At 74.9% G+C, this 12823-nt stretch carries 14 protein-coding genes; 1 reads left to right on the top strand and 13 read right to left on the bottom strand.

Features of this window, described 5'->3' with window-relative positions; genetic code table 11:
* From ACFC1F_RS39450 to ACFC1F_RS39395, 12 genes are all read right to left on the bottom strand, one after another.
* A partial coding sequence (locus tag ACFC1F_RS39450) for a cold-shock protein (protein WP_376166046.1) occupies nt 1-119 on the bottom strand: 119 nt, incomplete at its 3' end.
* A gap of 357 nt (nt 120-476) precedes the next feature.
* Nucleotides 477-854: a sulfurtransferase TusA family protein gene (locus tag ACFC1F_RS39445; protein WP_376166042.1), complete on the bottom strand. Its 378-nt coding sequence runs from the start codon at nt 852-854 to the stop codon at nt 477-479.
* The gene (locus ACFC1F_RS39440) at nt 851-1516 is read right to left on the bottom strand and encodes a class I SAM-dependent methyltransferase (RefSeq protein ID WP_376166041.1); all 666 of its coding nucleotides are present in this window, start codon (nt 1514-1516) and stop codon (nt 851-853) included. The genes ACFC1F_RS39445 and ACFC1F_RS39440 overlap by 4 nt, the downstream gene beginning before the upstream one ends.
* A 126-nt stretch (nt 1517-1642) precedes the next feature.
* Nucleotides 1643-2434, bottom strand: coding sequence for a class I SAM-dependent methyltransferase (locus tag ACFC1F_RS39435; protein WP_376166039.1), 792 nt, complete (start codon nt 2432-2434; stop codon nt 1643-1645).
* A complete protein-coding gene (locus ACFC1F_RS39430) occupies nt 2434-3153 on the bottom strand; it encodes an ABC transporter ATP-binding protein (protein WP_376166037.1) in 720 nt (239 codons plus the stop codon). The genes ACFC1F_RS39435 and ACFC1F_RS39430 overlap by 1 nt, the downstream gene beginning before the upstream one ends.
* 5 nt (nt 3154-3158) lie before the next feature.
* Entirely contained in the window at nt 3159-3902 is a 744-nt protein-coding gene (locus ACFC1F_RS39425) for an ABC transporter ATP-binding protein (protein ID WP_376166035.1), read from the bottom strand.
* Complete coding sequence (locus ACFC1F_RS39420; protein ID WP_376166033.1) at nt 3899-4894, bottom strand: branched-chain amino acid ABC transporter permease; 996 nt, start codon at nt 4892-4894, stop codon at nt 3899-3901. Before ACFC1F_RS39420 ends, ACFC1F_RS39425 begins: the two co-directional genes overlap by 4 nt.
* 245 nt (nt 4895-5139) lie before the next feature.
* A complete protein-coding gene (locus ACFC1F_RS39415; protein ID WP_376166031.1) occupies nt 5140-6009 on the bottom strand; it encodes a branched-chain amino acid ABC transporter permease in 870 nt (289 codons plus the stop codon).
* A 23-nt stretch (nt 6010-6032) separates the two neighbouring features.
* Entirely contained in the window at nt 6033-7223 is a 1191-nt protein-coding gene (locus tag ACFC1F_RS39410; RefSeq protein WP_376166029.1) for an ABC transporter substrate-binding protein, read from the bottom strand.
* A gap of 43 nt (nt 7224-7266) precedes the next feature.
* Nucleotides 7267-7680: a roadblock/LC7 domain-containing protein gene (locus tag ACFC1F_RS39405; RefSeq protein ID WP_209417407.1), complete on the bottom strand. Its 414-nt coding sequence runs from the start codon at nt 7678-7680 to the stop codon at nt 7267-7269.
* Nucleotides 7677-10016, bottom strand: coding sequence for a nitrate- and nitrite sensing domain-containing protein (locus ACFC1F_RS39400; protein ID WP_376166027.1), 2340 nt, complete (start codon nt 10014-10016; stop codon nt 7677-7679). The genes ACFC1F_RS39405 and ACFC1F_RS39400 overlap by 4 nt, the downstream gene beginning before the upstream one ends.
* Nucleotides 10017-10242: 226 nt before the next feature.
* Entirely contained in the window at nt 10243-10506 is a 264-nt protein-coding gene (locus ACFC1F_RS39395) for a hypothetical protein (protein WP_376166026.1), read from the bottom strand.
* A gap of 114 nt (nt 10507-10620) precedes the next feature.
* On the opposite strand from ACFC1F_RS39395, the gene ACFC1F_RS39390 reads away from it, so the two are divergent.
* Nucleotides 10621-12657 carry an FUSC family protein gene (locus ACFC1F_RS39390; RefSeq protein ID WP_376166024.1) on the top strand — a complete coding sequence of 679 codons (2037 nt, stop codon included), beginning with the start codon at nt 10621-10623 and terminating at the stop codon, nt 12655-12657.
* Nucleotides 12658-12666: 9 nt separating this feature from the next.
* On the opposite strand, the gene ACFC1F_RS39385 is transcribed toward ACFC1F_RS39390, so the two are convergent.
* Nucleotides 12667-12823: amidohydrolase family protein (locus ACFC1F_RS39385; protein WP_376166044.1), on the bottom strand; the 157-nt coding region annotated here is incomplete at its 5' end.

The following is a 12823-nucleotide window of genomic DNA, read 5'->3' as shown; positions in this document are numbered from 1 at the left end:
CGGAAGCCCTGGGCGTTGATGTTCGAGTAGTGGGCGAAGACGTCCGGGCCGCCACCCTCCTGCTCGATGAAGCCGAAGCCCTTTTCCGCGTTGAACCACTTCACGGTGCCATTAGCCATAAAAAACAGTCTCCTTCAAAGGCTGTCCGAAGTCCGCACTGTGCGGACTTCGAGTCGCCGCGAGAACCCGCCCGGAAAAACCGGGAAACAAAAATGCGCCTGCAGAACATCAGCAGGCGCACACAAAGTTCATGGGAACCACAACTGCAACTAAATCGACTGTAGCAGGCCCGGACCCGTTTTGGCGGAAACTTCGGCCCCGAACGCGAAAACTTCGGTCCTGAACACCGCCGGGGCGCATGATCGGCCCCGGGCTGCCGCCGGTGTCGGTGTCGGTGTCGGTGTCGGTGCCGATGGCCGTGCCGGTGCTCGTGCCGACCGTGCCGGGTACGGCGAGGGCACGGGCGGGCCGTGCGGTCAGCGGGCCTGCGGGTGCCAGGGGCGGTCCGGACGGGTGGGCGTGGCGGCCTCTGCCAGCCGGAGCGCGTACACCTCCGCCGCCGTGTGTCCGGAGTCACCGTGGTCACCGTGGTTACCGGGCTCTTCGGGGCCACCCGGAGCTCCCGGTTCGGCGGGGTGGCCCTGGTGAGCGGGAACGGGGCCGAGGTAGTGGTGGCCGGTCAGGTGGCACCAGGCGGGCAGGTCCAGCGGCGCCGCAGGATCGGTGGTCACGATGTGCACCACCGTGCCCGCCGGGGCGTCGGCGATGTGCGTGCGCAGCCGCAGCAGCAGTTGGACGCAGAGCAGGCCGGTGCCGTCGACCACCAGGTCGGCCCGGGGCGGGGCGGCGCTCACCGGGGCACCGTCTGGGTGACGCGCCACAGGCGGCGGGGGAGGCCGCCCTCCTCGAAGGGGTGGACCTCGGCCGGCTCCCAGCCCTCGGCGAGGGCGTCGACCAGGACACGGGGGAAGAAGTGGACGGCGAAGCCGCCGTGTTCCCAGATGTCGTCCCCGTGCCCGGTGCCGGCGCCGTAGTGCGCGTCGCCGGTGTGCCGGACGGTGTAGACGAAGACCCCGCCCGGCCGCAGGACCCGGCGCACCTCGCGGACCAGGGCGTGGATCTCCGCGGTGGACAGGGCCATGCAGAGCAGCATGTGCGCGAACACCGCGTCCACCGAGGCGTCCGGGAGCGGCAGCGGCTCGCGCACGTCGTGCACCGCCGTGGTGACGGCCCCGGCCACGCCCTGGGCGTCGGCGGCCTCGCGCAGCTGTGCCAGGCCGACCGGGCTGAAGTCCGTGGCCAGCACGGTGAAGCCCTCGCGGGCGAAGAACAGCGCGTCGCGGCCGTGCCCGGCCCCCAGCTCCAGCACCTCGCGGGCACCCGCGGACCGGAAGGCCGCGGCGGCGTGGACGGCCGGCTCGGACGGCCCGGGCCCGTACATGCCGGGGTGTTCGCGGTAGGTCTGCTGCCAGTGCCGGCGTTGGGTCCCGGCCGGCCCGTCCTCGTGCTCCGGCATGCTGACGCCCTCTCCGCCGCCCCGCCGCGTGCGGGGATCCGTGCAGGTCAGCCTAGGTCCACGACGGCCGACCGGTGCGACCGGCCCCGGTGCGGCGGCCGCCCGCCGCCTCCACCACCGGTCACCTCACGCCGGCCGCCGGGCCGAGGTCGAGACCAGGGAGTAGGAGAGTGCCTCGAAGCCGGGCCTGCGGACCAGCGCGCGGAAGCGGGTCAGCTCGTCGAGCGTGATGCCGGCGGCGAGCAGGGGTTCCTGGAGCTGGCGGGAGTTGATGTCGTGGAGGCGGGCCCCGCCGTCGTGGGACCAGCTCTCGGCCCGGACGGTGGTGTGGACGTCGGTCAGACCGAGGTCCGTCATCGCGCCGTGCACCTGGCGTCCCCAGTCCAGGTCGGCACCCCGGTCGCCCAGGACGGCGAGGACGGTGTCGATGACCCGGGAGAAGAGCTCGCGTTCGGACGGATCGACCGGGGTGAGGACGGAGAGCGGGCTGCGGTCGAACTCCTCGATGAGCAGGAGGCCGCCGGGCCGCAGGGCACCGGCCAGGGTGGCGAGCACCTCGCGGCGTTCGGGCAGGTGGAGGAGGAGCAGGCGGGCGTGGACCAGGTCGAAGGGGCCGCCGGGCGGCTGCTCGTGCCGGACGTCGTGGCGACGGACGACGAGGTTCCCGGTGGACCCGGCCAGTCGCGTCGGGTCGAGATCGGTGGCGGTCACGGAGCCGGTGGGGCCGACCAGTCGGGCGAGCAGCCGCGCGATCGACCCGGCGCCGGCCCCGACCTCCCAGCAGTGGGCGCCGACCGGGACTCCGAGGCGCTCCAGGTGGGAGGCGGTGATCGGGTCGAGGCAGGACTCCAGCACCTGCAGCTGGTCCACGGCCTCGTCGGCCCGGTTGTCGAAGGCGTAGTGCGTGTCGGTCGGCATCAGGGCAACTCCTGTGGTGTCGGGCGGGGCGGGGCGACGGCGGCGAGGATGCGGGCCGGGTCCTGACGCGCGGCGGCGCCGTCCAGTGCGGCCGTGATCCGGCCGGCGGCGAGGACCGTGACCCGGCCGGCGATGGGAAGCACCTGGGCCGGACGCGGGGAGGCGAGGACGACGGCCAGCCCGTCGGCGGCCAACCGCCCTGCCAGGGTGAGGACATCGGCCGCGACGCCGGGGCCCAGGCCCTCGGTGGGTTCGTCGAGCAGCAGGACGTGGGGCCCGGTGAGCAGGGTGCGGGCGATGGCGAGCATCTGCTGCTCGCCGCCGGAGAGGCGGTCGGCGCGCTGGTTCAGCCGCTCGCCGAGCCGGGGGAGCAGGTCGAGGACCCTGGCCGGTGACCAGGCGGTCGGCCGCCGCCGGTGTGCCACCTTGAGGTGCTCGGCCACGGTCAGGGACGCGAAGACCCGGCGCCCCTGCGGGACCAGGCCGATGCCGGCCCGAGCACGGCGGTGGGCGGGGAGGCGGGTGACGTCGGTCCCGGAGAGCTCGATCCGGCCCGAGCCCACCGGGAGCAGGCCGGCCAGCGCGTGCAGCAGGGTCGTCTTCCCGGCGCCGTTGGGCCCGAGTACGGCGTGCACGGAGGACCGTTCGGCCGTCAGATCGATGCCGTGCAGGACGGTGCCCCCGTGGTAACCGGTCCGCAGGGAGTGTGTTTCGAGCATCCCGCTCACCCGGACCGGGGGTCGAGGTAGGCCTCCCGGACGGCGGGGTCGGCGCCGACCTGCTCCGGAGTGCCCTCGGCGATCGACCGGCCCTCGTGCAGGACGGTGACGCGGTCGGCCAGGGCGTTGACGAAGGCGAGGTCGTGGTCGATCAGCAGCACGGCGACCTCGGTGGACACTTGGCGCAGGACCGTGAGCAGCCGGTCGGTGTCCTCGTCGGCCAGGCCGGCGGCCGGCTCGTCCAGCAGCAGGACCCGGGGCCGGGTGGCGAGGGCGGCCGCGATCTCCACCAGCCGCTGCTGGCCGTGGGACAGGTGGCAGGCGGTGCGGGAGGCCAGGTGCGCGATGCCGACCTGGTCGAGCTGTTCGTGGCAGCGGCGTCCGAGTTCACGGTAGCGGCGGGGACGCCAGAGCCCGCGCAGTCCGGTGTGCCGCCAGGCCGCGAGGGCCACGTTGTCCAGGGCGCTCAGGCTGCCGAGTACGGCGGGCTGTTGGAAGGTGCGGGCGATGCCGAGGCGGGACCGGCGGGCCGGGTCGGTGCCGGTGATGTCCCGCCCGTCGAGCAGGATCCGGCCGGCCGACGGTACGACCGTGCCCGCGACCAGGCCGAGCAGGGTGGACTTTCCGGCGCCGTTGGGCCCGATCACGGCGTGGCGCGCCCCGGGTGCGACCGTCAGGTCGAGCCGGTCGACGGCGACCAGCGCGCCGTAACGGCGGGTCACCCCCGAGATGCCGAGCAGGGCGTTCACGGGCCGACCTCCGGGGATACGGGCCGGGCCGGGGCACGGGAGGCAGGATCCGTCAGGGAGCCGCGGGGGAGCCGGCGGAGTCGGACGCCCGCGAGCCCGCGGGGGAGCAGGTACACGGAGGCGATGAACAGGGTGCCGAGCAGCAGCGGGCCGTGTCCCGGCCAATGGGCGGCGAGCTGGTCCCGGGTGATCAGTACCAGCGCGGTGCCGGCGAGGGCGCCGACCGGTGACGCCACACCGCCGAGGACGGCCGCGAGCAGGCACAGCGAGGACGTGGTGAAGCCGACGTCGGCGGGGGAGACGTACCGCTGGGCGGTCACGAGCAGCTGGCCGCCCGCTCCCGCCAGGGCGGCGGCCCAGACCTGGGCACCGAGGAACACGCGGGTGACCGGGTGGCCGCTGGCCCGCATCCGCGCCTCGTCGTCGCGGCACCCGGCGAGCAGGAGTCCGAGTGGCGAGCGCAGCGCCGCGGCCGTCGCCGTGATCGCGCAGGCGGCGACGACGACCGCGTACCGGTAGACGTCCTGGTCGTCGGTCAGTGGTGCCGTACCCCAGAGCGCGCGCACCGGCGGTATGCCGGCCAGACCGTCGGTGCCGCCGGTGACCGAGCTCCAGCGGGACGCCGCGGTGGCGGTCAGCTCTCCGAGGGCCAGTGTGATCATCAGTACCGTCACGCCTCGGGCCCGGGCCACGACCGGCCCGGTCAGCAGGGCGAAGAGTGCCGCGGCCGACACGGCGGCGGCGAGCTGCAGCGGCCCGACGTCGACGCCCGCGCGGCCCAGCAGGGCGGTGGTGTAGGCGCCGACCGCGTACGGCGCGGCCTGGCCGAGCGTGGGCAGCCCGGCCCGGCCGGTGAGCACGGTGATGCCGACGGCGGCCAGGCCGAGCGCGGGTATCGGGGTGAGCAGGACGAGCGTCGACTCGTCGACCACCGCCGGAACGCCGAACAGCGCGAGCAGGGTCAGCAGCAGCGCCCATCCTGCGGGACGCACGGCGGACCCTCGGCCCGGGGGCCGGGCGCCGCCCCCGGGACGCGCCCCGGCCGTCCCCGCCGGACCCTCGCCCGGATCGTCCGGGTGCGGGCGGGGCCCGAGCAGGCGCCCCCACCGGTCCGGCGGACGCCACGCGCGCACCGCCCGGCCGAATGCGGGCCGCGCGGTGCGCGCGCCGCCGTCCGACGGCGTCGCAGCCGACCGGACCGACCGGACGATCCCCCGCGCGACCGCCCGGATCCCGGTCATCCGCGCGCTCCGGCGGTGCTGCCGCGGCGCAGGACCAGGGCTGCGGCCATCGCCGTGAACAGGAGGTAGGGGGCGAGGTCCGGGACCAGGTCGACGCCGAGGGTCTGGACCTCGCCCACTGCCACGGCAGCCACCAGAGCGCCCAGGACCGAACCCAGGCCGCCCAGCACCACCACGATGAGCGAGAGCAGCAGGACGGTGTCGGCCGTGCGCGGGCCCGGGCCGATGATGGGGGCGCCGAGGACGCCCGCGAGGCCCGCGAGGGCCCCGGCGCCCGCCAGCACGGCGGTGTGGACCAGGCGGGGGTCGGTGCCCAGGCCCGCGACCATCGCGGGGTCGTCCACCGTGGCCCGGAGCAGCGCGCCGGCCCTGGTGCGGCGGAGCAGGAGCTGCCCGGTGGCCGCCATCAGCGCCGCCACCAGGATGAAGGCCAGCCGGTAGACGGGGTAGCGGTGCCCGCCGAGGTCGGCGCTGCCGTCGAGGGCCGCCGGCAGGGTGACCGGGAGGTCGTCGGGCCCGGCGGCCGTGCTGAGCAGATCGGCGCCGACCAGCGCCACACCGAAGGTGAGCAGTGCCTGGGCGAGATGGCCGCGCCGGCGGACCGGTGCGGTGAGCACGGCGAGCAGCCCGCCGCCGGCGCCGGCCGCCGCGGTGCCGGCGGCCAGCGCGAGCAGCATCCCGCGCCACGAGCCGTCCGACAGTGCGGCGGCGGTGTACGCGCCGACGGCGTAGAGGGCGCCGTGGGCGAGATTGAGGACGTCCCCGGCCCCGAACGCCAGCGTGAGCCCGGCCGCCGCGACGTACAGCAGCAGCCCGTAGGCCACGCCGTCCACCGCGGGCACCAGATGTGCGTCGATCAGGCCCATCGGCCCCCCTCTCCGGAACCCGGTCAGTTCCCGATGGTGGCGAGGTCCTGGACCATCTGGTTGGACAGGGCGCGGCCGTCGCTCCTGACCTCGCGCAGGTACCACTTCTGCACCGGCGAGTGGGTGTTGCTGCCGAACTGCCAGGTGCCGCGGGGGCTGTCGATCTGGCCGAGGCCGGCGATCGCGGTGTTCAGCGTCTTCGGGTCGACCTTGTCCCCCGCCGCGCCGATCGCCTTGTCGAGCACGGAGGCGGCGTCGTAGGAGGCCATCGCGTACGTGGTGGGCGGGGACTGGTGCTTGGACTGCCAGGCCGAGACGAACGCCCGGTTGGCCGCGTTGTCCAGGTCCGGGGCGTAGTTGAGCACCGAGCGGATCCCCTTGGCGGCATCGCCCTGGGCGGTCAGCACGCCGCCCTCGGTGAGGAAACCGGCGGCGTACAACGGGGTGCCGGCCAGATCGGACTGGGCGTACTGCTTGACGAAGTCGACCGCTGCGCTGCCGGCGTAGAAGCAGTACACCGCCTTGGCCTTGGAGTTCTTGATCTTGTTGAGGTAGGGGGTGAAGTCGGTGGTGCCGGGGAACGGCGTGAAGGTCGCCTTGCCGTCGGGGCCGGCGAGCTGGCCGCCGGCCTTGGCGAACGCGTCGGTGAAGCCGCGCAGTTCGTCCCAGCCGCCCTGGTAGTCGGGCCCGATCGCGTAGACCGGACCGTTGACGACGTCGTGCACGTACTGGGCGATGGCGGCTCCCGGCTCGTCGGACATGAAGCTGGTGCTCCACTGCCGGCTGACCTCCTTGACGGCGGGGCGGCCGTTGGAGCTCACCAGGGGGATCCCGGTCTCGGTGAGCAACGGGGAGATCGCGGCGACCGAGCCCGCGCCGACCACACCGGTGACGGCGAGGACCTTGTCCTGCTTGACCAGCTTGGTGGCGGCGGGGAGCGCGGTCGGCGCACCGTCGCCCTCGTCGGCGATCACCAGGTCGACCGGGTGCCCGCCGAGCCTGCCGCCGTGGGTGTCCAGATAGAGCTGGAAGCCGTCCCGCAGATCGGTTCCGACGGCCTTGTACGTCCCGGACAGCGACGCCAGCAGGCCGATCTTCACCGTGCCCGGACCGCCGTCGGCCGCGCCGCCGCCGTGGCCGCTGGTGCAGCCGCTGGCGAGTAGCAGGGCGGTGAGGAGGGCTCCCGCCGTGCGGCTTCTGCGGATCGGTGACATGTGTGCTCCCGGAGTAGGCGTGAGAGGCCGGAACTGATGGTGGTCAGGAGAGCGTGTCGAGCAGTTTGGCGCGGGCCGCGGGGGTGAGCTGCGGGCCGACCTGGTTGATCAGCTCGGCCATCTCGAAGGAGACCTGGCCGATGTCGCAGACCTTCGAGGCCAGGACCAGCAGCGAGGCGCCGCTGCTGACCGCCATGGAGAACAGGAAGCCGCCCTGCAGTTCGGTGAGGTTGCTGATCACCGGTTCCGCCTTCAGCAGCCGTCCGGCGCCGGCCAGCAGGCTGACCAGCCCCGACGCGATCGCGGCGAGCTGGTCGGCGTGCTCCGCGTCGACGTCCTTGGTGGCGGCGATCAGCAGCCCGTCGGCGGAGACCGCCACCGCGTGGGTGATCTCCGGTACCCGGGCCGCGAAGTCGTTCAGCAGCCAGTCGAGATCGTGCGTCGAGGGGGAGGTCATGCGTCTTCCTTCTGGTTCGGATCGGAGAGAAGCGGCTTGGGGGCGCCCCGTCCGGCGCGGCTGGCGCCGATGCCGCGGGCGTAGGCGGCCATGGCGGCCGACACCTGTCCGGGGTCGCGGTGTGCCAGCCCGTGCGAGGGCTGGGCGGCGGGCGGCGGGGAGTCGGAGGCGCCCGGGGTCGTCGCGTGGACGGGGGCGGGCTCGGTGGTGGCGGCCGCGGGGCGCCTGCGCCTGGGCAGGCCGCTTCCGGTGGTGCCGGCGGTCGTCGACTCCGACGCGGGCGGTGCCGGTGCGGTGGCGGGTGGCGGTTCCGGCGCCGCCGGCGGGACCGGGGCCGGGGCCGGTTCCGGCACCGCGGTGGGGACCGGGGCCTGGACGGGCGCGGGGTCGGGAGTCGGGGCCTGGACGGTCGCGGGGTCGGGGGCCGGGTCGGCTTCCCCGGCCGTGCCGAACACCGTGTCCGGCAGGGTGACTTCGGCGATGGTGCCGCCGCCCGGACGCGGGCGCAGTTCGACCCGGATTCCGTACCAGGACGCCAGGTGGCCGACCACGGTCAGCCCCATCGCGCGGACGGCGGCGATCTCGACCGGAGGGGGTGTGGCCAGCTTCTCGTTGGCGGAGTCCCAGCGGTCCTCGCCCAGGCCGATGCCCCGGTCGCAGACCTGGACCACGAGCCGGTCGGTCAGCAGCCGGGCCTCGGCGGTCACCCGGGTTCCGGGCTTGGAGAAGGCGGTGGCGTTGTCGAGCAGCTCGGCGAAGAGGTGGACCAGGTGGTCCACCGCCCGGCCCTCGACCAGGATGCCCTGGTCCGTGGTCCCGACGTCGATCCGGGTGTAGCGCTCGGTCTGGGCCGCCGCCGCCCGGAGGACGTCCTCGATCGGGGCGTCCGTCGACCGCACCCGGGCCGTCGCCTCGCCACCGAGGACGAGCAGGCTGTGGTTGTTGCGGCGCATCCTGCTGGCCAGGTGGTCGAGTTCGAAGAGCCGGGCCAGCCGTTCCGGGTCGGGCTCGTCACGCTCGGCGGCGTCGAGTGCCTGGACCAGTGCGCCGGTCAGCCGCTCGGCCCGGCGGGCCAGGCCGACGAAGACGGTGCCCATCCGGTCGCGCATGGCCGCCTGCTCGGCGGCGATCCGCACGGCTTCGCGGCTGACGGTGTTGAAGGCGGCGCCGACCGCGGCGATCTCGTCGCGGCCGCGGACCTCGACCGCGTCGCCCGCCGCGGCGGCGAACTCCTCCGGCGTGGCCTCGCCGAGTGCGCCGCCCGTCGACAGTGCCGCGACGGCCGCCGGGAGGCGCTCGTGCGCGACCGCGTGCGCGGCGGCGCGCAGCCGACGCAGTTCCCGGATCATCGGCCGGCCCAGCCGGAGGGCGAGGACGATCACCGAGACCACCGCGAGCAGGACCGCCAGGCCCTCGCTCAGGGCCCATTTGCGTTGCGTGTTGCGGAAGTCGGTGACGCTGACGAGCACCGAGGCGTCGACCTTCTGCTCGACCTGCTGGAGCCGGTCGGTCCGCTCGTCCATCACCGTCGTCCAACTCGCGTCCACCGGTAGCGGCCGACCCGGCGTGGCGCGGGCGACGGCGTCCTCCAGCCGGCCCGCCGCGATGATGCCGGGACCGGTCAGCGACCGGTCCAGCCAGGTCTGCCACTCCGGGGTGGCGATCCGCTGGAACTCGAGGACGGCCTCGGTGTATCCGGTCCGGGTGGCGGTGATCGCCTGTTGCGCGGCAGGGGTGAGGACGCCGGAGGCCTGCGAGGCGAGGACCGCGACCTCCTGCTGGCTCACCGATTCCTGGGCCCGGGCCAGGGTCACCCCGCTGTTGATCCGGCCTGCGAGATCGGCCCCGGCGCGCCCGGCCCCGGCGACGGAGCCCCGGTAGGCCAGTAGGTCGGCGATGATGATCCGGTAGTGGAAGGTGGTCGCCGATAGGACGGTACCCGGGCTCGACTCCACCTGCTTGCGGAGCGCGGGCAGGCCCGCCAGGTCGTCGTCCACCTGGCGGAGGAGGCTGCCGGAGTTGCCGCGGGCCGCATGCATGCGCCCCCGCAGCTGACGGTACTGCGCGATGCTTGCGTCGGTGGCCTGCATCTGCGCCAGGTAGGCGTTGGTCCGGTCGGGATTCGCCTCGCCGGTCAACAGCGCTGCGGCGCAGGTGCGTTCCCTCTGGAGCTGGTGCGTCAGGTCGCCGACCTGGGCGCTGATGGCCACCATCGACCGCAGCTGCGCGGCCCCGAACACCTGTCCGGCGGTGATGCGCAGCGCGAGCGCCGCGAAGGCCACCACCGCGAGCAGCGGCACCGTGGCGAGTACGGCGAGTTTGCGGGTGATCGTCACCGGGCCGGTCCTCCGGCCACGGGCGGAGGGTTGATCAGGCCTTGCTGGTGAGCAGTCATGGCGCCTTGGATGTCGATCGGAAGGACGTGCGAGGAGGGGTGATGCTGCGTCGGCCGCTGGGGAGTCGCCCCGTGAGCGCGTACCTGACACGATGCCGCGCCGATCATAGTGGCATCGGTCGATCATGTCTTCGAAACCTGCGGAAGCCTAGCCAACTGACGGAGCGTTAAAAAGACCCCTCCTCGAATCCCTTGCCTTCGTATGCCCACGGCCGGTGGTTCGCACCCACCACGTCGGCCGGAAGCGCGTCGCGGCGGGGCCGGGTCGTCGCACCCGTAGTGCCCGTAGCGCCCTTCGCGTCGAGCAGCGCCGTGGCGCCCGCCATCGTCGTCCCGCCGGGTGCCGGGAAGAGTGCGCTCTGCGCGGGCGCCGTGCCGAGGAGTCCGAGCGGCACGGCCGGCGGCGCCTCCTCCGGCCGAAGGAGGCGCATGCCAGGCTTCGGATCGATGGACGAAACGGGAGCGTTACCTACAGGAATCGGCCCGGAAAGGCAGAGCGCCTACGGTTCGGAGGAAGAACAGCGTCACGAGGACCGAGGGGGAACGTGCACCGCCCAGAGAACAGACCGCCGGACTGGCTGCTCCACCCGCTGCGGCGGCAGCCCGGGCCGTTCCCCTGGGGAGGTGTGCTGCGCGGCGCCCTCGGCATGGGGCCGTTGCTCGCGCTCGCCGTGGTGGCCGGGCAGCCGCAGGCCGGTGTCCTCGCCGGGCTCGCCGCGATGTTCGGCGGCATCAACGACCGCCCCGGCACCGCGCGTTCGGCGGCGACGCTGATCGGACTGCCTGCCCTGGCCGGAGCCGCCGGCCTGCTGATCGGCCAGGCGCCGGGTTGGTGGGCGGTACCGCTGCTCGCGGTGGTGGGTGTGGTCTGCGGCGCCGTCAGCGTCACCGGGCCGGTCTGCTCGGCGGCGGGCGTACAGCTGCTGGTCCTGACCGCCCTCGGCTGCGGAATGCCGATGGCGGGCCCCGCCTGGGTGAGGGCGGGCTGGTACCTGCTCGGCGGCGCCTGGTTCATGGTGCTGCGCCTCGCGGTGCGCCCGGCGACGCAGTTCCGCCCGCTGCACGGCGAGCGGCAGGCCGTGGCCGGGGTGTTCGACGCCCTGGCCGAGGCCTTGCGGGCAGCCGGAACGCCCGGGGCCGAGCGCGCACGGCGGGGGCTCACGGTCGCGCTCGACCGGGCCGACGAGGCGCTGCGCCTCCAGCGGCTGCTGCGTCGCCCCGGCCGGCGCCGCCCCGACGAGCTCCGGCTGGACGAGCGCTTCGCCGCGGCCGCGGCGCTCTGCGAGGCGAGCGTGGCCCTGCTCTGGGAGGGCGAGGCGCTGCCGGCCAGGGCGCTGGCCGGTCCGCGCCGTCTCGCCGAGGCCGTCCGGGGCGACACCCAGCCGGGCCGGCTGCCCGTCCCACTGCCCGAGAGCCCCGCCCGCAGCGCCTTCGACCGTGCGGTGCTGGCCGCCGGGCTCGCCTTCGACCACCGCCCGGAGGGCCACCCCTCGCGAGGCGCTGGGCCCGGTTCCGGGCACGGTGCCGAGCCTGGATCCGGGCAGGGCGTCGGGCACGGTCATGTCGCCGGGCCCCCGGCCGCTTCCCGGCGCGTGCGGCCGGTGCCCGTCCGCCCCCGCCGGGGCATCCACCCCGCGGGGCCGACGGGGCGCGAGTGCGGGCTGCGGGTCGGCGCGTGCGTGGCGGTCACCACGGCGCTCGCCCTCCTGCTCCACGCCGGCCACTGGTACTGGCTGCCCGCCACGGCGGCCTTCCTGGTCAAGCCCGACTACGGCCCGCTCTTCTCGCGGGTCGTCAACCGCTTCGCGGGGACGGCGGCGGGCGTCCTCCTCTTCGCCGGTACCGGGAGCGCGGCGGCCGGCGCCGTTCCCGGCCTGCCGGTGCTGGTGGTCGCCGTCTGCGGGGCGCTCATCGCGCCGTCCCTGCGGCATTTCGCGCTGCAGACCGGGGTGGTCACGCTCACCGTCCTCGCCTTCGTCTCGCTCGGCGGTGACACCCAGGCCGCGGCCTCCCGGCTGGCGGACACGGCGCTCGCCTGCGCGGTGGTCCTGGTGGTCGGCCACCTGCCGCGACTGGTCGACACCCGTGCCCGGGTCGGCCACCGGTGCGCGGAGGCCCTGCGCCACACGCAGCACTACCTCCACGACGTCCTGACCCGGCCGCCGGGCCCGGAGGCCGGACCCGGCGCCGAGGCGGGCCGGCGCGACCGGCTGCGCCGCCGGGCGTACCGCTCGCTCGCGCAGGCCCGGGTGTCGGCGGAGACCGTGCGGATGGAGCTGCTCGCGGATCCGGGCGAGGAGTGGCTGAAGGTGGCCGTGCGCGCCGAGCGGATCGCCGACGCCGCGACCGCCTGCGCCGTCCGCCTTGCGCACGGCTGCGAGCCGCCCGGCGCGGTGGCGGTCGGCCAGCTGGTCGCCGCGGTCGGCGAGGTGGCGGACGCGCTCGACGGCCGGTCCGGTCCGGTGCCGGCCCGGCCCGAGGTGGACGCCGTCCCGCCGGACTGCCGCACGCTCGGCGACATCGTCGCGGAGCTCCACGGCATCCAGGATCGGCAGCGGGCGATGGCCGGCGCGGCCGGCTGAGGGCGCGGCTCAGCGCCGGACGCGGTCGAACCTCTCGCCGCCGAGGATCCACTCGCCGCGGCGCATCACGGCGACCAGGTCGTAGCCGGCGGAGTCGACGACGACGAGGTCGGCGTTCTTGCCGGGTTCCAGCGAGCCGACGGTGTCGGCCAGGCCGAGCAGCCGG

The organism is Kitasatospora sp. NPDC056181, from assembly GCF_042266225.1.
In the GTDB taxonomy this organism is placed as follows: domain Bacteria; phylum Actinomycetota; class Actinomycetes; order Streptomycetales; family Streptomycetaceae; genus Kitasatospora.
The sequence above is the reverse complement of the archived record's forward strand: the minus strand, read 5'-3'. Positions and strand labels throughout refer to the sequence as shown.